13 protein-coding genes and 4 pseudogenes are annotated in these 20,999 nt (G+C 70.7%); 14 read left to right on the top strand and 3 right to left on the bottom strand.

Annotated elements, in window-relative coordinates; translation table 11 throughout:
* Window positions 1-28: 28 nt before the first annotated feature.
* Complete coding sequence (locus AOK15_RS14480) at window positions 29-586, bottom strand: TetR/AcrR family transcriptional regulator (RefSeq protein ID WP_055516637.1); 558 nt, start codon at window positions 584-586, stop codon at window positions 29-31.
* A gap of 72 nt (window positions 587-658) precedes the next feature.
* Between AOK15_RS14480 and AOK15_RS14475 the strand changes: the two genes are divergently transcribed.
* The 10 genes and pseudogenes from AOK15_RS14475 to AOK15_RS14430 form a co-directional block, all read left to right on the top strand.
* Window positions 659-1,816 (top strand): FAD-dependent monooxygenase, encoded by a 1,158-nt coding sequence (locus AOK15_RS14475; RefSeq protein ID WP_055516634.1) that lies wholly within the window; start codon window positions 659-661, stop codon window positions 1,814-1,816.
* Between the two features lie 96 nt (window positions 1,817-1,912).
* Window positions 1,913-2,720: pseudogene (locus AOK15_RS14470) on the top strand (IS5 family transposase).
* Window positions 2,721-2,923: 203 nt separating this feature from the next.
* Complete coding sequence (locus tag AOK15_RS14465; RefSeq protein WP_079058489.1) at window positions 2,924-3,637, top strand: TetR/AcrR family transcriptional regulator; 714 nt, start codon at window positions 2,924-2,926, stop codon at window positions 3,635-3,637.
* 204 nt (window positions 3,638-3,841) lie between these two features.
* Window positions 3,842-5,203, top strand: a complete 1,362-nt coding sequence (locus tag AOK15_RS14460) for an aminotransferase class III-fold pyridoxal phosphate-dependent enzyme (protein WP_055516628.1) — start codon at window positions 3,842-3,844, stop codon at window positions 5,201-5,203.
* The gene (locus AOK15_RS14455; RefSeq protein WP_055516626.1) at window positions 5,200-6,507 is read left to right on the top strand and encodes an aminotransferase class III-fold pyridoxal phosphate-dependent enzyme; all 1,308 of its coding nucleotides are present in this window, start codon (window positions 5,200-5,202) and stop codon (window positions 6,505-6,507) included. The genes AOK15_RS14460 and AOK15_RS14455 overlap by 4 nt, the downstream gene beginning before the upstream one ends.
* Window positions 6,508-6,550: 43 nt before the next feature.
* Entirely contained in the window at window positions 6,551-8,002 is a 1,452-nt protein-coding gene (locus AOK15_RS14450; RefSeq protein ID WP_055516624.1) for an amino acid permease, read from the top strand.
* Window positions 8,003-8,061: 59 nt separating this feature from the next.
* Complete coding sequence (locus AOK15_RS14445; RefSeq protein ID WP_055516621.1) at window positions 8,062-10,029, top strand: acetoacetate--CoA ligase; 1,968 nt, start codon at window positions 8,062-8,064, stop codon at window positions 10,027-10,029.
* A 40-nt stretch (window positions 10,030-10,069) separates the two neighbouring features.
* Window positions 10,070-10,996, top strand: coding sequence for a 4-hydroxyphenyl-beta-ketoacyl-CoA hydrolase (gene couO / locus AOK15_RS14440; protein WP_055516619.1), 927 nt, complete (start codon window positions 10,070-10,072; stop codon window positions 10,994-10,996).
* A 247-nt stretch (window positions 10,997-11,243) separates the two neighbouring features.
* Window positions 11,244-11,438 carry a hypothetical protein gene (locus tag AOK15_RS45610; protein ID WP_055516616.1) on the top strand — a complete coding sequence of 65 codons (195 nt, stop codon included), beginning with the start codon at window positions 11,244-11,246 and terminating at the stop codon, window positions 11,436-11,438.
* Window positions 11,439-11,494: 56 nt separating this feature from the next.
* Window positions 11,495-12,262, top strand: a pseudogene (locus AOK15_RS14430) (DUF3500 domain-containing protein); the annotation flags it as partial.
* A 54-nt stretch (window positions 12,263-12,316) separates the two neighbouring features.
* Here the strand turns inward: AOK15_RS14430 and AOK15_RS43920 are convergent.
* Window positions 12,317-12,568, bottom strand: a pseudogene (locus tag AOK15_RS43920) (MmyB family transcriptional regulator); the annotation flags it as partial.
* Between AOK15_RS43920 and AOK15_RS42115 the strand changes: the two are divergent.
* Window positions 12,562-12,900: pseudogene (locus tag AOK15_RS42115) on the top strand (MFS transporter); the annotation flags it as partial. The pseudogenes AOK15_RS43920 and AOK15_RS42115 sit on opposite strands and share 7 nt — an antisense overlap.
* A 126-nt stretch (window positions 12,901-13,026) precedes the next feature.
* The gene (locus tag AOK15_RS42110) at window positions 13,027-13,677 is read left to right on the top strand and encodes a PadR family transcriptional regulator (protein WP_079058490.1); all 651 of its coding nucleotides are present in this window, start codon (window positions 13,027-13,029) and stop codon (window positions 13,675-13,677) included.
* 121 nt (window positions 13,678-13,798) lie between these two features.
* Here the strand turns inward: AOK15_RS42110 and AOK15_RS14415 are convergent, their stop codons facing one another.
* Window positions 13,799-14,227: a type II toxin-antitoxin system Rv0910 family toxin gene (locus tag AOK15_RS14415; RefSeq protein WP_055516606.1), complete on the bottom strand. Its 429-nt coding sequence runs from the start codon at window positions 14,225-14,227 to the stop codon at window positions 13,799-13,801.
* 216 nt (window positions 14,228-14,443) lie between these two features.
* Here AOK15_RS14415 and AOK15_RS14410 point away from each other — a divergent pair, with 216 nt between their 5' ends.
* Entirely contained in the window at window positions 14,444-17,512 is a 3,069-nt protein-coding gene (locus AOK15_RS14410; RefSeq protein ID WP_055516604.1) for an SDR family oxidoreductase, read from the top strand.
* 34 nt (window positions 17,513-17,546) lie between these two features.
* The coding region (locus tag AOK15_RS14405) for a beta-ketoacyl synthase N-terminal-like domain-containing protein (protein ID WP_205632134.1) at window positions 17,547-20,999 on the top strand (3,453 nt) is incomplete at its 3' end.

Here is a 20,999-nt window from a genome sequence, read left to right as displayed (position 1 = left end):
TTCGAGCGGGACCGTGGACGCCTGGGGCCTAACGCAGCGCGGCGGCGACCAGTCCTTCGAGGGCCTCGCGCGGTACTTCGCCGCCGTTCACCAGTCGGTCGAAGACCAGTCCGTCGATGCAGGTCAGCAGAGTGTGAGTGCGGTTCTCGACGTCGGTCACGCCGTGCTTGGCGAGGAACAGCCGGATGGCCTCGCGGCCGGCGTTCTCGCGGGGCACGAGGATCGCGCGCAGCTCTTTGTCGCGCACGCTCTCGACGGCGCAAGCATGGCGGGCGAGCGAGCGCCGGCGGCCCTCGCCGGTGAGTCGCTGTCGGGTGAGCGTCACCATGCCGTCCACCAGTTCCTCGACGGTACGCAGGGGTGGAAGCTCGTCGGCCGTCGTTTGAAGTTCCGCCTGGTCGAGTTGGACCAAGTGGGCGACGAGTCCGGTCAGCAGCGCGGCGCGGGTGCGGAAGTAGGCCGAGGTGGTGCCGGGCGGCATGGCTGCTCTGCGGTCGACCGCGCGGTGGGTCAGGCCGCGCATCCCTTCGTCGGCGAGGACGTCGAGAGCTGCGTCTGCAAGGAGGGTGCGCCGATCCGAAGCCATAGCCCCTTTCTACACCCGTAGAGACTCAGGATAGAGTCGGCTTCTACAAATGTAGAAGAAGGGGGCTCCGGCATGGGGAACACGGCAGTGGTGGTCGGAGGAGGCATAGGCGGGCTAGCCGCCGCAATCGGCCTGCACCGGATCGGTTGGGACGTGACGGTCCTCGAGCGTTCGTCCATGCTTGAGGACGCGGGGGCAGGCATTTCATTGGCTGCCAACGGCCTGCGGGCACTGGACGAACTCGGCGTCGGCGGGGCGGTTCGGGACGCGTCGCGAGGCCAGTACAGCGGCGGCACTCGGACGCCCCGGGGTGGCTGGCTGGCCCGGATGGACGGCTCGGCACTGGAGAAGGCAGTGGGCACACCGATCATGGGCATCCCCCGTTCGACCTTGCACCGACTGCTACGCGAGGGCTTGCCGGCCGGGTCACTGGCGATCGGCTCCGAGGCGGCAACGGTCGAGCAGGTCGGCCCGGGGACGGTTCGCGTCGGCTACAGCACCACGGCTCTGGAGGCCGATCTGGTAGTGGCGGCCGACGGTATCGGCAGCAAAGTCCGCGGCCAACTCTTCCCAGACCACCCCGGCCCGGTCCACAGCGGCTCGACGGTGCTGCGCGCGATCACCGAGCACGCGGTCGATCTGCGTACCGACTTCGAGCTGACCTGGGGCCGCGGCGCGGAGTTCGGACACATCGCTTTCCTGGACGGGAAGGCCGAGTGGCACGCCGTCCTCAGCCTCCCCGCCGGAACGCGGTTCGCCGACCCACTGACCGAACTGCGCCGACGATTCCACACCTGGCACGACCCGATCCCCGTTCTGCTCGACGCGACCCGGCCCGAGGCCGTGTTGCATCACGACGTGAACGAGCTTCGCACGCCTCTCCCCTCATACACGGTCGGGCGGATCGCGCTGCTCGGCGACGCGGCCCATGCGATGACCCCCAACCTGGGACAGGGCGCCTGCCAGGCACTGGAGGACGCGGTCACCCTGGCCGCCGCCCTCGGTGCCACGTCCACCGTCGAGGCCGCGCTCGCCCGCTACGACGCTGAGCGCCGGCCGCGGAGCCAGGCCGTCGCAGGGGCCGCCCGGCAGGCCGGGAGAATGGGCCAGCAACTGTCCCACCCGCTGGCCGTCACCCTGCGGAACGCGGCGATGCGACTGACACCGTCCAGGGCCACCACACGTATGATCCTGCGTCACCACGCCTGGGTCCCGCCGTCGCTGAACTGATCCAGCTCACGCCCGCCACCTCACTACCAGGCACTTTCTGGGCCAAGTCAGGCTGCGGGTCTTGCCGTTGGCGGTCGCGGTGGGCAAGGTGTCCGGGTGCGTACTGATCTTGTTCCGGACGATCTGTGGGAGCGCGTGGCCCCGCTGCTGCCGCCCACTCCCGCACGACGCCGTCGCCACCCCGGGAGCCTGCGCGTTCCCGACCGAGGGGCACTCGCTGGCGTGATGTACGTGCTGCGAACCGGTGTCGCCCGGCGCGACGTTCCGACGGAATCCGTGGGCTGCTCCGGTGTGACGGCTTGGCGTCGGCTGCGGAACTGGACCGAGGCTGGTGTCTGGCCACGCCTGCACGTCGCGCTGCTGGCCGAGCTTCGACGCGGGGGCCTGCTGGAGATGGACGACTGCTCCGCGGACGGATCGCACATCCGAGCTCTCAAAGGGGGGCTCATGTCGGCCCCTCACCGGTCGACCGCGCCCGTCCTGGCTCCAAGCACCACCTGATCGTCGACCGCCAGGGAACCCCACTCGCCGTTACGCTCACTGGCGGCAACCGAAACGACGTCACCCAGCTCCTGCCGCTGCTGGATGCCATCCCAACGATTCGGGGGCTCAGGGGACGCCCCGCCGCAAACCCCGACGGTTGTATGCCGACCGGGGCTACGACTTCGACAAGTATCGCCGCTTGCTGTGGAAACGCGGCATCAAACCCATGATCGCCCGACGCGGCGTCGCCCACGGTTCCGGTTTAGGCAAAGTGCGCTGGGTGGTCGAGCGCGCCTTCGCCTGGCTGCACCAGTTCAAACGACTACGCATCCGCTACGAACGACGCGCCGACCTCCACCAGGGCCTGCTCGAACTGGCCTGCAGCCTCATCTGCCTCCGCCGCCTACGAACGTCATTCTGAAACGATCAGTTAGGTGCAGCCGGCGAAGCGTCGACGTGTCATTTTGTGGTCCGGCGTCGAACGGATACCGCTCGACCACCAGGTTCTCGGGATTTCGACGCCGGAGGCCTGGGCGACCTTGAACCGGCCGGGGATGCCGTTCCGCCGCCCTGGAGAAGGGTTAACGTTGCGGGTCCGAATGAGTACGTGGGGGAGGAACCCGGATGAGCGAGAGCAGTGGTCCGCGAAACCGTGCCCGGCAGGGATCGCGCGCACCCTTGTCGCGCGAGGAGGTGGTGGACGCTGCTGTGCGGTATGCGGACGAACATGGGCTGGAAGCGCTGACCATGCGGGCGCTTGCCAAGGAGATGGGTGTCTATCCGACGGCGCTTTACTGGCACGTCGGCTCCAAGCCGCAGTTGGTGGCGGCGGCGTCTGCGCGAGTCCTGGATGGCATCGTTCTGCCGTCTGTGCACGGGGTGAACTGGGATGTCTGGCTGGGGGAGGTGGCCCGACTGTGCCGGGCCGCCATGCACCGGCATCCGAATCTGGTTCCGATCATGGGGTCGCAGCTTGCGGTGTCGACGACGGCGGTCCCGTTCGTGGAGCGGATAGTCGGTGTGCTGGAGGGAGCAGGATTCACCGGGAACGACCTGGTCGACGTCTACAACACGGTGATCGGGTTCGTCCTGGGCTGGGTGACTCTGGAATTGTCCGCGCCCCCCTCGGACGCCGAGGCCGGCTGGCAGAAGGGCTTCGCGGCAGAGCTGCGTGGGATCGATCCGAATACGTTCCCGGTGCTCACCCGAAACCTGCCGCTGCTGGAGAACAACGCGTTCCTGACCAGGTGGGAGTCGGGACGGGACAGGCCCATGGACCGTAGCTTCGATGTGGCGCTGGATGTGCTGGTCAGAGGGCTGCACTCCAAGATCATCTGACGTCCTGAGGGGCGGCTGGCCGCCCCCGGGCCTTCGTCTGGGAAACGAAGGTTTACCCATACCCCTTGCTCTTGTCCCACGTACAAGACATCCTGGACGACGTACAAGCGATTCCGTCGCTTTGTCGGCCTTTCGGCCTGTACATACGCACCGCCGCTTGCGAGCCCGCCTGGCACGCTTGCGCGAACTCCAGGAGTCACCGGTATGGACCATGCGCTGTCCGCATCTCGCGTCGCGATGCAGCCCGACGGCAGTCGGCTGATCAAGTTCTTCTTCGGCGAAGAGTTGCCGTTCGTCAGTCACGGGAGCGGGGTGTTCGTCTACGACGCAGACGGACGCCGTTACCTGGACGGCTGCTCCGGAGCGGTGACGGCGAATCTCGGACACGCGGACCCGGAGATCCTGCAGGTCATGGCCGAGCAGGCTGAGCGGATCACCTTCGCGCACCGCGGAACGTTCCATAGCGAGCAGTCGGAGAAGCTTGCTGAGCGGCTGGGCGCGATGACCGGCTACCCGTACGTCTTTTTGTGCAACAGCGGTTCCGAGGCGGTGGAAACGGCGCTGCGGCTGACCCTGCAGTACTGGCGGGAGCGGGGCGAGCCGGACCGGGCGCGGTTCCTCTCCCACGCGGTGAGCTACCACGGTGCCACGCTGGGTGGTCTGTCCTTGTCGGGGCATCCTCAGCGCCGCTGGGTCGCCGAGGCGCTGCTGCACGGGTTCAACGAGCTGATTCCCCCCTACGCCTACCGGTTCGCCGAAGGCCGAGACGATGCAGCGTTCACTGCCTTCCTCACCAAGAGGGCCGCCGAGGCGCTGGACTCTCACGGCTTGGGTGCGGCCGGCGTGGTGGTCGAGCCGGTCGGCGGCGCGGCGGGAGGCGCCATCACGCCGCCCGACGGCTATCTGCCTGCTCTTGCTGAGCTGTGCCGGGAGAGGGGCCTGCCGCTGATCGCGGACGAGGTCATGACGGGCCTGGGCCGCACCGGCACCATGCTGGCCTCGCAGCACTGGGACGTACGCCCGGACCTGGTGGTACTCGGCAAGGGGATGGGGGCTGGATACACGCCAGTGTCCGCCGTGTTGGTCAGTGAGCACGTCGTCGATGCCATCGCCGCCGGGACCGCGTCGGTCACCAATGGGCACACCTACGGCGGAAACCCGCTCGGCAGCGCCGTCGCCCTGGCCGTGCTGGAGGCCGTGGAGTCCCGGAATCTGGTGGCGAACGCTGCGGAGCGGGGCAAGCAGCTACGGGCGGGTCTGGAGGAGCTGGCCGCACGACATGAGGTCATCGGCGAGGTCCGCGGCCTTGGTCTGCTTCAGGGACTGGAACTCGTCAGCGACCGCGTGACCCGAAGCCCCGGCGACCCCGTCGGCTCCCTCACCCGGTCAGCCGTCCTGGCCGCCCGCGAGCGGGGGCTGCTGGTCTACCCGGCAACCGGCGGCATCAACGACGCGATCCTCGTTGCTCCTCCGCTCACGGTCACCGCCGAGGAGACCGATCTCCTGCTCGCACTCCTCGACGACGCCCTGAGCGCGATGAGTCAGTACACAAGAGCCAGGGCATGAACGCGCTGCCTGCCAGCCGCCAGGACCAGGAGCGGAGCGCGGCCGTGCCGGAGACTCTGCTTCACGAGTACCGCGCCCGCACTCCGCGATCAGCAGCCGCCTTCCAGCGGGCTGCCGCGGTGCTGCCCGGTGGAGAGACCCGGTTCATCACGTACTACCCGCCCTACCCGGTCATTCTCGCCGAGGGCCACGGCTCGCGGCTGTACGACGTCGACGGCATCGAGTACCTGGACCTGGTCAACAACTACACCTCGCTCGTCCACGGCAACGCATACGGGCCCGCCATGCAGGCAGCCGCGGCAGTGCTGTCCTCAGGGCCGGTCTTTCCCAGTCCGCACGAACTGCAGTGGCACCTTGCCGAGTTGCTCGTCTCCCGCATCCCGTCCGTGCAGCGGGTGCGGTTCACGAACTCGGGGAACGAGGCGTCGGTGCTCGCCGCGCGCCTCGCCCGGCGAGCCACCCGCCGGGCGCGGCTGCTGCTGTTCGACGGCGCCTACCATGGCAGCGCGCCCCCGCTGCTGGCCGGTGATCCCGACGTGGTGACCGTCCCCTACAACGATCTCGACGCCACAGCAAAGGCGCTCACTGCCGACATCGCCGCGGTGTTCGCCGAGCCGTTCCTCGGTGCCGCGGGAGTGATCCCTGCACAGCCGGGTTTCCTGTCAGCCGCGGCCGACCTGGCGCGCAAGCGCGGGACGCTGTTCGTGCTGGACGAGGTGCAGTCCCTGCGCAACGCCGTGGGCGGCGAGCAGGGCCGGCTCGGTCTGCGCCCGGACCTGACCGTCATGGGCAAGGTCATCGGCGGCGGCATGCCGATCGGCGCGATCGGCGGCAGTGAGGAGCTGATGCGGCTGACCGCGGCGACCACCGAGGGGAACCTGGCGCACTCCGGCACCTTCAACGGTCACCTCACAGCCGCGGCTGCCGGCGCCGTCACCCTGCGCCACCTCGACGCCGGGGCGATCGACCGCCTCGACCGGGCCGCCTGCCGTCTCGCCGATGCCATCACCACGGCAGCGGCCGAAGCGGGAATCGCGGCCTCGGTGACGCGCGCGGGATCCATCCTCAACCTGCACCTGGCTGCTACCGCGCCCCTCGACGCTGAACAGGCCCGAGCGGCGGCCACGCCTGCGCTCGCGGCGCTGCACGTGGCACTACTCCTCGACGGGGTCTACACGACCCCCCGCGGAATGATCAACCTGTCGACCGCGCTGGACGCGGACGACCTCGAACGTGCCGCACAGGCGTATGCCCACGCCTTCCAGCGGCTCGCAGACGCGGACATTCCCACCCTGTCCCGGTGATCTCCGCGCCTTTCCTAATCCGGCGACCTCCTGGAGGCCCCAGATGATCAACAACTCTACACCCCCGTCCCCGCGGGCCCTCAAGCCCGTCCTGTCCACCCGGCAACTCAGCATGATCGCCATCGGCGGCGTCATCGGCGCCGGCCTGTTCGTCGGCAGCGGCACGGCGATCTCCGCGGCGGGCCCCGCCGTGCTGCTGGCGTACATCGGCGTTGGCGCCGTCGTCTTCCTGATCATGCGGATGCTCGCTGAACTGGCTGTGGCCTCGCCCGACTCGGGCTCCTTCGCCACCTACGCCACCCGCGCCTTCGGCCCCTGGGCGGGCGTCACCGTGAGTTCCCTGTACACCTATTCGTGGGTGGTCGTGATCGGCTTCGAGGCCACGGCCGGCGCGGCCATCGTGCACGGGTTCTTCCCAACGGTGGCACCGTGGGCGGCGGCTTTGGTCTTCATGCTGGCCTTCACGCTGACCAACCTGGTCTCGGCTCGAGCCTTCGGCCAGTTCGAGTTCTGGTTCGCGCTGATCAAGGTCGTCGCGATCTGCGCGTTCCTGGTCATCGGCGCGCTGGGCATCTCCGGTGCGCTGCCCGGCACCGATGCGCCGGGACTCGCCAACCTCACCGCCCACGGCTTCGCCCCGCACGGCTGGCAGCCGGTCTGGCTCGCCTGTCTGGTGGTCTTCTTCTCCTTCTTCGGCGCCGAGAGCGTGACCATCGCCGCAGGCGAGGCCAAGCAGCCCGCCGCCGCGGTCCGCCGTGCGATGCGCTCGGTCATCGTCCGGATCATGATCTTCTACGTCGGGTCGGTGGCTGTCGTCGTCACCCTCATTCCTTACGACGCCAAGGACATCGCGGCCGGCCCCTACGGTGCCGCACTCGCGCGGCTCGGTGTCCCGCACGCGACAGCGATCGTCGACGTCATCGTCCTGACAGCGGTGCTGTCGCTGCTCAACTCCGGTATGTACTCCTCCTCCCGCATGATGTTCGCTGCCGCTCGGCGTGGTGAACTGCCTGCCGCTCTGGGACGCGTGACCGCGCGCGGCGTTCCCGTCAACGCCGTCCTCGCCGCGAGCTCCGGCGGTTTCCTCACCGTGGTGGCCGACTACTTCTTCCCCACCGACTCCGTCTTCCTCTTCCTCCTGCAGTCCTCCGGGACCATCGGCGTCGCCGTCTACCTCTTCATCGCAGCCACCCAGATCCAGACCCGCCGCCGCATGGGCGCGGTCGAGGCCGAAAAACTCACGGTGCGCATGTGGGGCTTCCCCTACCTTCCCGCACTGGTGGTGCTGATCCTGATCGGCATCGTGACCGGACTCGCCTTCGACCCAGGCAGCCAGAGATCACTGCTGCTCAGCGGACTGGCCACTGCCGTGGCCCTGATCGCCGGAGTGATCAAGCAGCTCCGATCCGCATCGGGGGCAGCGAAGCGTCCTGAGACGGGCGCCCTGCCCACAGAGCCCGAGTCGCCGCATCCGCAAGCCCCCGCGGGCGCCTGATCTCGTGGTTGGTCAGACCGTGAACGGCCTGACCAACCACATCCGCGAAGGAGCACCACATGAACGAGCCGGAGATGCTGCGCGCACCGGCCGCCGACGTTGGCCAAACCACCGTGATCGGCGACTACCTCGCCTGGCTGGAACAGCACCGCAACCTCGCCTGCGCCGACTACCGCGCCCTGCACCGCTGGTCCGTCACCGACCTCGAAGGCTTCTGGTCGTCGATCTGGGAATACTTCGACGTCCGCGCGCACACCCCCTACGATCGAGTGCTCGGCCGCAGGGACATGCCCGGCGCCGAATGGTTTGACGGCGCCACCCTCAACTACGCCGAGCACGCCCTGCGCCCAGGCGAACACATGCCCGGTGACCTGGCGGTGCTGGCCCGTTCCCAGACTCGCGGGCCGGTCCAACTGACCTGGGGGGAACTGGCCCAGCAGGTCGCACACGCCAGGGCCGGTCTGCGCCGGCTCGGTGTCCGTCGGGGCGACCGGGTCGTCGCCTACCTGCCGAACATCCCCGAGACCCTCGTGGCCTTCCTGGCCACCGCCAGCCTGGGAGCCATCTGGTCAAGCTGCGCGCCGGAGTTCGGCGCCCGGGGCGTCATCGACCGGTTCTCGCAGATCGAGCCCACCATTCTGCTCACCATCTCCGGATACCGCTACGGGGAGAAGGACATCGACCGGCGCGAGGAGGTCGCAGCCATCCGGGCCGCACTGCCCACCCTTCGCCACACCGTCCACGTCCCGTACGGGGCGGCGCATCTCCCGGACACGGTGTCCTGGGACGACCTGCTCGCCGGGGGCGCAGAGCCCGGCTTCGAAGCGGTCCCCTTCGCCCACCCGCTGTGGGTGCTGTTCTCTTCGGGCACCACGGGCCAACCCAAGCCGATCGTCCACGCCCACGGCGGCATCCTGCTGGAGCACCTGAAAAACCACTCCCTGAGCTGGGACCTGCGCCCGGGCGACCGCATCCTGTGGTTCACCACCACGGCCTGGATGATGTGGAACTCACTGGTCTCCGGGCTGCTCGTGGGCGCCTCGGTCGTGCTGATCGACGGCAACCCCCTCCATCCCGACCTGGACTGGCAGTGGCGCCTCGCCGAGAACACCGGCGCCACCCTCATGGGTGCCAGCCCGGGATTCCTGATGGCCTGCCGCAAACAGGGCCTGACCCCGGCAACGGACCACGACCTGTCCCGGCTGCGCCAGATCGGCGCCGCCGGAAGCCCACTGCCACCCGAGGGATACCACTGGGTGCACGAACAGTTCGGCCCCAGCGTGCTGCTCAACGTGGGCAGCGGCGGCACGGATGTGTGCTCGGGCATCCTGCAGGGCAGCCCCCTGCAGCCCGTGTGGGCCGGAGCCATCTCCGGCCCCTGCCTGGGAGTGGCCGCCACCGCCTATGACGAACAGGGCAACGAGGTCATCGACGAACTCGGCGAACTGGTCATCACCCAGCCCATGCCCTCCATGCCGACCGGCTTCTGGGGCGACACCGACGGCTCCCGCTACCGGGACACCTACTTCCACGCCTACCCGGGCGTGTGGCGCCATGGCGACTGGGTGCGCTTCTCGGCAGCGACAGGGAGCTGCACGGTGGCAGGACGCTCGGACGCCACCCTCAACCGCGGCGGGGTTCGCCTGGGCACCGCGGAGTTCTACCGCGTCATGGAAGAACTCCCCGCAGTCGACGACAGCCTGGTCGTCCACCTCGAGGACACCGCAGGCGGCCCCGGAGAACTCCTCCTGTTCGTCGCACTGCGCGACGGCGCGGAACTCGACGACGCCCTGCGCAAGCTGATCACCACCAAGCTGCGCAACGCCCTCTCCCCACGCCATGTGCCCGACAGCATCCACGCCGTGCCCGTCGTACCCCGCAACCGCACCGGCAAGAAACTCGAGGTACCGGTCAAGAAAATCCTTCTGGGGGCCGCCTCCTCCGAGGTAGCAGGCCGCGACACCCTGGCCGCCCCAGCGTCGCTGGACACCTTCGCCGCACTGGCGGCGCAGCGCCTCGCGCACTGAACCCCCAGACCTTCGACGAGCCCCGCAGGGGAGAGAACGTATGGAAGCCACCGCCCTGGACGCGATCGACATCCACGTCCACGTCGAGCAGGACACCCACGGCTGCTACTCACTCGACGACGAACTCATGGACGCCTCCGCGGCCTACTTCAAGTCCTCCGCACACCGCACGCCCACCCTCGCGCACATCGCCGACCACTACCGCGCCCGGCACATGGCGGCAGTCGTGTTCACCGTCGACGCCACCGCTGCGACCGGCCACCCGGCCCTGTCCAGCGAGGAGATCGCCGACCAGGCCGCCGCACACCCCGACGTCCTCATCCCCTTCGGCTCTGTCGACCCGCACGCCGGACAGGCCGCGATCCGACGCGCCCGACGCCTGGTCACCGAACATGGCGTACGCGGCTTCAAATTCCATCCCAGTCTTCAGGCCTTCCAGCCCAACGACATTCGCCACTACCCGCTGTACGAATCCCTCGCCGAACTCGGCGTTCCCGCCCTCTTCCACACCGGGCAGACCGGCATCGGAGCCGGCCTGCCCGGCGGACGCGGCATCAAACTGCGCTACTCCGACCCCATGCTGCTCGACGACGTGGCCGCCGACTTCCCTGGCCTCACCATCATCATGGCGCACCCCTCAGTCCCCTGGCAGGACGCGGCAATCTCCATCGCCACCCACAAAGCCAACGTCTACATCGACCTGTCGGGCTGGTCACCGAAGTACTTCCCGCCCCAGCTCGTGCGAGCGGCTGACAGCTTCCTCAAACACAAGGTGCTCTTCGGCTCGGACTTCCCCGTCCTCACCCCCGACCGCTGGCTGGCCGACTTCGCCGAACTGCCGATCAAGGACGAGGTAAGGCCCCTGATCATCAAGCAGAACGCGGCCCGGATACTGCGGCTGGGAATGTCCAATCATGACGGATCAGTGACCACGGCTGCTGGCCAACGGTGCGAGGGGAATCGGTAGTTCAGGTCCGTGCTCAGCGACACGCCGATGTCGTCGGCGTAGATCTGCAGCGAGGCGTAGACCCCGCACAGCTCGTCGCTGTGCGGCGTGGAACCGCCTTACGGTCGCATCGGCTCGATTTCCGCGGCGTGGTCGTCGATCGTGAACATCGCCCGTCCTGTCTCGGCGACCAGCTGCCGGTCTCCGGCGACGATCTCCTCGTAGCCGGACCCTGCACGAACGCATCGCGCAGATCTGACCGATCGAGATGGCCCGCGCCGTCTACATCGGAACACTCGGTCATCTGGCCGCCGGCACGTCCATGGTGGTGGGGGACCTTGGCGTCCAGCACGAGTACCAGCAGGAAAGGTACGAGGTCCACCGCGACCTCGTTGAAGCGACAGCGGCAGCCGATGAGGCAGCTGTGAGGGACGCCGTGGCGCGACACCAGGTCAAGGCGTAGCCAGGAGAGGACCCCCATGGGCAGTTCGGAATACCGTCAGTACCTGTTCCCCCTCGATCATCGAGTTCACGGGTGGCCTCATCAACGGCTGGGAACCGCTCTATCTCGCGCCGTTCCGCGGGGTCAGCGAGAACGGCGATGTTCACCCCGAGCTTCACCCACTCGAGACTGTCCGGCCCGGCGAACGGGCGCCGGTCGACGAGATCCGGAAAGCGGCACAGCATCTGGTCGACGTCGTCTCCGACGCCGACCGCGAAAGACTCTGCCATCCGGTCGACGCTCCCGAATGGCAAACCTGGGCCAACCCTGAGTTCATGCAGTTCGACACCGGGTTGCGGCTGGAATTCCAGCCGTCGCCGGTCCAGCGGGCCGCACTGGCCCTGGTCGAGGCTTCGCTGAGCCCCGAGGGTTACGCGCTGGTGCGGCAGATGATGCGGATCAACGGCTTCCTCGGCGAGGTCGTGGACCTGCCGAAAATCCTCAACGAGTTCAGCTACAACATCGCTCTCTACGGCACCCCGGACTCCGAACAGCCGTGGGGATGGCAGCTGTACGGACCCCACGCGGCCGTGAACTGCCTGGTCGGCGACGGGAACATGACGATCAGCCCGCTGTTCCTGGGCGCCGAGCCCGACCAGATCGACGAGGGCGAGTACGCGGGGTCCGGCCGTCCGTTCCAGCGACGCGCCGAACTTGCGCTGGAGCTCATGAACCTGCTGCCGGACGACCAGCGCGCCGCAGCGGTCCTCTTCCACCCCGGCGACGAGCGACACCTCGCCGGCGCCTTCCAGGACAGCCGGGTCATCCCCTTCGAAGGCACGCCCGTGGCGCACGTGGCGCGGCGGCCATCCACCGAACCGAACACCTCAGTAGCACGGCTATCCCGCCACGGGGTACATCGCCCCGCGCCGCCCCTCCGGCGACGCCAGCCACTCCAGCTTGCCTGCGGTGTCCGCATCCTCCAGCGGTGTGTGCAGGACGATCGACAGATCCGGCCGCGCCGGCAGCCTCATCACGCTGGACTCGAAGCACAGCAGCCCGAGCACCGGGTGGATCATCTCCTTGCGGATCTGCCCGGCCTCCTCGATGTCCCGCCGCTCCCACGGCTCGGCGAACTCCGGGCCTGCCGATGCTGCGCCGCCGCACCGTGGCATGGGGCAACCTGGCCGGTCTGGTCACCTTCTCGATGATGTCGACGCTGGTGTTCGTGCTGACCCTGTACTTCGAGGAGACCCTGGATCTATCCGCCTTCCGAACCGGGCTGATCTTCGGCGTGGCGGGTGTGCTGTCGGCCGTCGCCGGGGCCTACGCCTCCAAGGTCATCGGCCGCTTCGGAGCCCGCCGCACGCTCGTCGGCTCGCTCGTCGGGCAGGGCGTGCTGACCGGGGCGCTGCTGTGCGTGAACGCCGACGAGGTGTGCCGCGGGTTACTGACGGCGAATGCCCCCTTGAGTGTCAATTGCTGCTCAAATGTGACAACTCTCGCTGAAAGTCTCAGGTCCCGAACGGCGAAGGGGGTTGTCGCACGACAGTTTCCGATATATCGTTGAGGCATCGCGACAGATCAACGATGGAATGGAGTGATCGTGATGCGTTCCCGTGGACAGGACTACGGACAGGGCTTCGGATTCGAGCGGGGGCATGGGCGCCGTGGTGGCGGCCATCCGTTCGGCCGGGGCGAAGGTGAGACGCCGCGCGCCGCGTTCGGGCCCTTCGGGCCGGGCCATGGCGGCCCCGGCCCCTTCGGACCATTCGGTCCGGGACCCTGGGGTGGACGAGGCCGAGGCGGTCCCCGGGGGAGGGCGCGGCGGGGAGACGTACGCGCGTCGATCCTGGCCCTCCTCAAGGACCGGCCCATGCACGGCTACGAGATGATCCAGGAGATCGCCGAGCGCAGCGGCGGGGCGTGGAAGCCCAGCCCCGGCTCGGTGTACCCCACCCTTCAGCTGCTGGAGGACGAGGGGCTGATCGCCAGTGCGACCGAGGGCGGCAAGAAGCTGTTCTCGCTCACCGAGGCCGGCCGCACCGCGGCCGAGGACGGGCCCGAAGCCCCCTGGGAAGAGGCCTCGCGCGGGGTCGACTGGGAGGCGCTGAGCGAGATCCGGCAGGCCGGGTTCGGCCTGATGGAGGCGTTCGGGCAGGTCTGGAAGACCGGTGACAAGGACCAGCGCGACAAGGCGCTGGCCGTGATCAACGAGGCCCGCAAGAAGCTGTACCTGATCCTCGCCGACGAGGACTGAGACGGCGGCCCAAGGTCTGCCTTGGTGTGGCTCGGGGTGCCCCGCGGAGTGGTTTCCGCGGGGCACTTTCCGTGTGTGCGGGTGCGGGTGCGGGTGCGGGTGCGGGGGTCGGGTGGCGCTCTCACTTCACCAGGGTGTCCAGTTTGCGCAGGGACTCGCTGAGGGCGGCTGTCGCGGAGTCCTTCAGTTTGCCCGCCATGAGGGAGACGGCCGCGCCGGTGAAACTGCCGTCGATGCGGACCGTGGTGGTGTCGCCGTCGGGGGTGAGGGTGTAGCGGGTGGCCAGGTCGACGGCCATCGGGCCCTTGCCGCGGATGGCCAGCACCCGGGCCGGCTCCAGCTCGGCGATGGTCCACACGACCTCCGCCGGGAAGCCCATGAGCTTCAGGTTCTCCTGGAAGGTGCCGCCCACCGCGAGCGACTGCGGGCCGCCCTTGGGGAAACCGGTGTGGGTCGTGTTCCACTCGCCGTGCGAGGGCCAGTCCACGAGGCGGGCCCAAACCTGCTCGGCGGGTGCCCCGATGCGTGCCTCCGCGCTGACATCGGCCATGCGACAACCCCTTCGTCTCGGACGGTGGTGTCGCGGAACGTAGCCGCGAGGGCCGGAACATTCAATACTGATGAACCGTCAGAAAGCTTGCGGGGTCAGGGTCGCGTCTCATCCGTAGGGAGGAGGCGGGAGTAGTCCTTGCGCAACCTGTGTGGGACTCGAAGATGGTTCGTTTCGTGGATGTCGTCCGCCCCTGTGGCTGATGGGGTGGAAGGCGTGCGATCCCGTATTCCTCGGCAGGCGGCCGTCGGTGACGGTCTGAATCACGCGGAGCTCGAGAGCCGGCTCACGGACGAGCTGGTCTCGGTGGTCGGTGGCGCGCGCAGACGGGCGCTGCGGGACGGGGACCGGGTACGCGGCGTGATCCGGGGGAGCGCGGTCAATCACGGGGGCCGTACCAGCGGACTGACGGTGCCGAGCGCTCGCGGTCAGGGGGACGTGGTGGCCGAGGCCCTGCGGGACGCCGGCGTGTCACCGGAGACGATCGGGCTCCTGGAGGCGCACGGCACCGGGACGAGTCTCGGTGATCCGATCGAGGTCGAGGGGCTGACCCGGGCCTGGCGTGAACACACCGACCGCGCCCAGTTCTGCGCGATCGGCTCGCTGAAGTCGAACCTGGGCCATCTGGAGCCGGCGGCGGGCCTCGCGGGCCTGGTCAAGACGCTGCTGGCGATGGAGCACGGTGTGATCCCGCCGACCCTGCACGTGACGCGTCCCAACGACCACATCCGCTTCGAGGACACCCCGTTCCATCTGGCCGACCGCCCCCGGCCCTGGCCGCGAGGCGGACAACCGAGGCGGGCCGCGGTCAGCGCGTTCGGCATGGGCGGAGTCAACGCCCATGTCGTCGTCGAGGAGCCACCACCCGCACCCGCCCGTACGGGGACCGTTCAAGGCCCCCACCTGGTGCGCGTCACCGCGGCGGACGAGCCCACCGTACGCACCCTCGCCGCCGCCTACGCCGACCGCTTCGACGCGGCGCACGACGACCGGGAGACCGCCGACCTCTGCCACACGGCCAACGTGGGACGCTCCCCGCTGGAGTTCCAGACGGCCGTCAGCGGGCGCGACGCCGCCGAACTCGCCGCGGCACTGCGGTCCGTCGCCGCGGGCGCGCTGCCGATCGCCCGCGTCGACAGCGCGCTCACGGTCGAACAGGCCCTCGACGGCACGGTCGCGGCCGGGGAACCGCACCGCCACACCGCCGTTGTCGCCATGGTGAGAGCCGGATACGCGCACGTCGAATGGGCCCGGCTCTCCGAGCCCGGCGCACGCGTCACCGACCTCCCGACCTACCCGTTCGCCGCGCGGAAGCACTGGCACACCCGCGAGGCGACGACACCGTCGTCCCCCGTCGGTACGGCCATGGCCGCGACCACGGCGGGGATCGCCGAACCGGCCCACGACACGGCGGCTGCCGCGGGGGGCGGCCCCGAGGCGCTCCGCGTCGAATGGCGTCCTCGGGAGCTGCCGCTCGGCGGGGCCCGGCCGCCACGGGGCTCGGCGCGCCTCGTCACCGCCGACACCGCCCTGCGGGCCGCCCTCACGGCTCTGCTCCGCGAGGAGGGCGCGATGGTCGAGGAGACCGGTCTGGGCGCCGACACCGTCGTCGTGGTGAACCCCCCGGACGGTCAGTCCGCCGAACCGGCCGACCTCAGCGCGTTCTGGTCCGAACTGGGCTCCCTCGTCAAGGCGTTGCCCGCGCACGGGCGGCTGCTCTGGGCGGGACACGACGGCGCGGCGGTGCACGGTCCGGCCGGCCGTGGGGCCGAGCGCGCACGGTCGGAGCACGCACGGCTGAGCCCGGAGGCCGCCGCCATGGCCGTGGCCGTACGGGCGGCCTGCGCCGAGAGCCGGAAGCGGTGCGCCGTCGTCGACCTGGACCCGGCGGACCCGGCCGACGTCCGGGCCCGGCAGATCGCCGCCGAGTACGCGGCCCTGCTCCGAGGCCCCGACGTCGATACGGGCACGGACCTCCTCCCCGGCACGACCGCGGCCTACCGCCGAGGCGTCCGGTACGTGGCGGGAACGGCCGCCGCTCCGCCCGGCCCCTCGTACCGGCCGACCGGGGACGGGTACTACCTGGTGACCGGGGGGCTCGGCGCGGTCGGACGGCATCTGATCCGGCGGCTCGTCGACGGCGGGGCCCGTCACCTCGGCGTCATCGGGCGGTCCGTCCTCGACGAGGCCCGCGCCGCACGGCTGCGGGAGGTGGCCGAGGGGGCCGAGGCGGCGTACCTGCCCTGTGATGTCGCCGACGCCTCCGCCCTGGCCGCCGCGGCGCACGAGTTCGGGGCGCGCTGGGGCCGCCTGCGCGGTGTCGTGCACTGCTCCGGCGGGGTCAACCCGTTCGGCGCGATGCACCGCCGGCCCTGGAGCGACGCCGCGCGCGTGGTCGCCCCGAAGGTCCCCGGCTCGCTGAACGCCGTACGCCTGGCGCAAAAGGAGGGCGCCGACTTCGCGGTCCTGGTGTCCTCGATCGCGGGCACCCAGCCGCGGGCCGGGCGCGGCCTCGTCGACTACAGCCTGGCCAACGCCTATCAACTCGCCCTGGCGGAGCGCGAGAACGGCTCCGTCACCGCGGCCACCGCCCACGCGTGGCCCAACTGGACCGGCACGGGCATGGAGGCGGACGCGTCGTACTCCGCCGCGCACTCCCTCGCGGCGGACGAGGCGGCCGACGCGTTCCTCGCCCACATCAGGTCGGGAGGCGCGGTCGTCTTCCCCGGCACGGCTTCCACAGCCGCGCCGCCGCAGGCACCCGCGCCGCCGCAGGCACCCGCACCGGCCGACCCTCCCGCGACGCCGGCGGCGGCTCGGTCCGGGGCGTACGACGAGGTCACGGAGATCCGTACCGTGATCGCCGCCCGGCCGACCGGCGGACGGAACCATGAGCTGATGCGCGGTCATGTGCGGGACGCCTTCGTGCATGTGCTGGGCGAGGACCCGGGCGACCGCCCGCTCCAGGCGCTGGGACTGGACTCCCTGGTCATCGCCGAACTGACCGCCGCCCTGGAGCGATGCAGCGGCCTCACCGTCGATCCGTCCCTGCTGATGCGGGCCCCCACCGCCGCCGAGGTCGCCGCCGGTCTCGTCGCGGCCGTCCCGGAGGGGTTCCAGGCACCCGCCGAGGCCGCACGGTCGACGGGACGGGTGGCCGGCGCCGACCAGCAAGTCTCCGGGGCCGTGGACGACCAGCGTGTCTCGGGGGCCGCGGACGACCCGCGTGTCTCCGCCCTGAGCGCTCTGCTGCACCCCCTCCTCACCCGCGACCGGAACCGGTGACGCCATGACGACCGAGCCGAACGAGAGGACCGCTGTGAGCGAGCTCGATGGCCGTATCGCCGTGATCGGCATGGCGGTCAGGCTCCCGGGGGCCGAGGACGTCACGGACTTCGCGACCCTGCTGAGGCGGGACGGCGTCGAGGTCGACGAGGTCCCGCCGAGCCGCTGGGCCCGCGACCTGTACCTCGGCGACGGCGCCCACCAGGGCGCGCACCACCGGGGCGCCTTCCTTCCGGACCCGTTCTCCTTCGACCACGAGGCGTTCGGCCTGACCGCCGAGGACGCCGTCCTCCTCGACCCGCAGCAGCGGGTGATGCTGGAGGTGGGGGCCCGGGCGCTGGAGGACTCCGGCTATCTGAGGACCCGCCGGCGCCTCGACGCGGGCGTGTTCGTCGGCGCCCGCATGAACGCGTACGGCTTCGACCGCGGCCGCGGCCTCGGCGCCGGCGGCACACGAGGACCGTCCGATGGCCCGACGGCCGGCCCCGGCGACGGGCCTCGCCCCGCCTCCCTCTGGGGGCGGTCGCAGAACTTCATGGCGGCCTGGCTGTCCGACCGGTTCGACCTCGCCGGTCCCGGCCTCGTCGTCGACACCGCCTGCTCCTCCTCCCTGACGGCCGTGTGGCTGGCCTGTCAGAGCCTGACGGCGGGGGCTTGCGAGCTGGCCGTCGTCGGCGCCGTCGACCTGCTGATCGACCCGCTCACCTTCGTCCTGCTCTCCCGTACCGGCGCGCTGTCCCCGGCGGGCCTGTGCCGGACCTTCGACCGCAGGGCCGACGGCTATGTGCCGGGCGAGGGAGCCGTCGCCCTCGTCCTGAAGCCGATGAGAGCGGCACGGGCCGACGGCGACCTGATCCTCGGCGCGATCGCCGCGAGCGCGGTCAACAACGACGGCCGCACCATGGGCGTCACCTCGCCGAACCTGGAGGCCCAGGTCGAACTGCTGGGCAAGGTGTACGGGCGCATCGACCCGCTGTCCGTGCAGTACGTCGAGGCCCACGGCACCGGGACCGCCATCGGCGACCCGATCGAGGCGCGGGCCCTCACCGAGGTGTTCGGCCGGCACGGCGTTCCCCGCAACTCCGTGGCGCTCGGCTCCCTCAAGCGCCGCATCGGCCATCTGCACTCGGCGGCGGGTCTGGCGGGCCTCGCGAAGGTGATCGTCATGCTCCGCGACGGCATCGTCCCCGCGCTCACCGTGGAGGACCCCAACCCCCGCCTCGACCTGGCCGACAGCCCCTTCCACCTCCCCGCCACGCACCGTGCGTGGCCCGAGGCGCCCGTGCGACGCGCCGCGGTGAGCGGGTTCGGTTTCGGGGGGACGAACGCGCACGTCGTCGCCGAAGCCGTACCCCCGGCCCCCCGCGAGGAGGGCCGCACGGCCGGGTCGTCCCGTACGACGGCGGCACGGGTGGCACCGCGAGTGCTGCCCCTCTCCGCCGACACCCCGTACGCGCTGCGGGAACTGGTCGCGCAGTGGATCGCGTTCCTGCCCACCGTGACCGGTGACCTCGACGACGTGTGCGCCACCGCGAGGCTGGCCCGTCCGCACCGCGCCGCGCGGGTCGCCGTCACCGGGGCCGACGCGACGGAGCTGGCGTCCGCCCTGCGCGCCTGGCTCCTCCGGCCCGAGGCACCGGACGCCACCCTGCCCGGGGAAACCACCGGACGGACCGCCACACGGACCGACGGACAGACCGCGACAGGGACCGCCGTACGGACCGCCGGACGGACCGCCGGACGGACCGCCGTACGGGTCCGCCCCTCGTCGGACGAGGCACCCCCCGGCTGGCTGGGGGTGCTCGACCGCTCGGTGCCGGCCGTGCACGAGATCATGGGCCTGTTCGAGACGGCGACCGGGGTGCGCCTGGCCGACTTCTCCGGTGAACTGCTGCGGATCAGCGAGGGAATCGCCCTCACCGTGGCGTTGCGGGACACCGGGGTGCCGGAGGCCGCGGTCGACCTGCCCACGGGCTGGGAGGCGCTCCGCGACTTCGCCTGGGGCCGCGTCCCGCTGGAGGAGGCACTCGCCGACGTCCTCCGCCGCGACGGTGACCCGGCCCCCGGAGCCGAGTACGAACCGGCAGCCGACGACGAGTTGGGCGGGCGCCTGGCCCGCGCCCACGACGAACGGGAGGTCGCCGCGGAACTCGCCGCGATCACCGCCGGCCTCTTCGCGGCGGGCCAGGACATCGACTGGGCCGCGTACCAGCGGGACACCGCGTGGCACACCCGGCTGCTGCCGTCGGCCCAGCCGCGCGGCCGGGCCCTGGACCTGCGAGAGCCGCTGCGCTCACCCGAACCCGGCGCGCCCGCCGAACTCGTGCGGGACGAGGGCTCCGCCGGTTACGTCTTCGCGCGGGTCTTCGGACCGGGCGAGGCGCCCCTCGCGCAGCACGCCGTCTACCGCCGGATCATGCTGCCCGGGGTGGCGTGGCTGGAGTTCCTGCGCGAGGGGGCCGCGCTGCGCGGCGAAGCCTTCCACGGAGTACGGGACCTGCTGTTCCACCGCCCGCTGATCCCCTCCGGCGCGTGCCGCGTGGTGTGCCGCGTCGACGGTCAGGGGCGGTTCACGGTGGAGGACGACCACGACGGGGGTCCCTTCGTATCCGGCCGGCTGCTGGGCGAGGCGGTCACCGCGCCCGCCCCCGTGCCGGTCGCCTCGCTGCTCGGCTCCTGCCGGGAGGTGCACGCCGGGTCGGGCCTCTACCGGTGGCTGCGGCGGATCGGCTATCACCACGGCCGCTACTACCGGAACATCTCCTGGGTGGCGGGCCTCCCCGACGGCGGCACGCTCGCTCGTGTCGAGGGGGCGCGGCAGCGCGAGATGAACGAGCCCGGCGTCGAGTTGTTCCCGGGGCTCCTGGACAGCGTGACCATCGCCGCGATCGCCCCGGACAACCCGGTGTTCGGCGCGTCCGACGCGTCCGCGTTCATCCCCCTGTCGGCAGCGGGCGTCCACCTCCACGGCCCGCTGGACGAAGCGGCGTACGTCCGCACGGAGACCGCCTTCTGGAACGGGGAGGCATGCCGCGTCACCCAGACGGTGACGGACACCGAGGGCCGTCCGCTGCTCGTCTTCGCCGACATGTCGTCCAAGCGAGTACCGGCGGAGGCGTTCGCCGATGCCCGCCCCCCGGCCCACAGGCCCGCCGCGCCACCGACGCCGGGGCGGACCACGCCGCCGCCCGCCACCGGAACGGCACGCGGCGACGTGCCCGAGACGCCTCCCGTCTCGGCTGGGCCTCCCGTCTCGGCTGGGCCTCCTGTCTCGGCTGGGCCTCCCGTCTCGGCCGCGCCGCCCTCGCACGGCGGCTCCGCGCGTGACAACGCCGTGGCGACGTCGCCCGCCGACCCTGCCTCCGCCCCGCCACCCCCGCTCACCGCGCCGGTCCGTCGGCCGGCGACGCCCGAGCGGGTGCTCGGCTGGTTCCTGGAGCTGACCGGGACCTCCGTGGGCGACGCCGACACGGAGTTCCTGTCGGCG

The sequence above is a fragment of the Streptomyces ossamyceticus genome (assembly GCF_001418475.1).
GTDB classification, from domain to species: domain Bacteria; phylum Actinomycetota; class Actinomycetes; order Streptomycetales; family Streptomycetaceae; genus Streptomyces; species Streptomyces ossamyceticus.
Note: the sequence above shows the minus strand (reverse complement) of the source record. Positions and strands in the feature narration are given on the sequence as shown.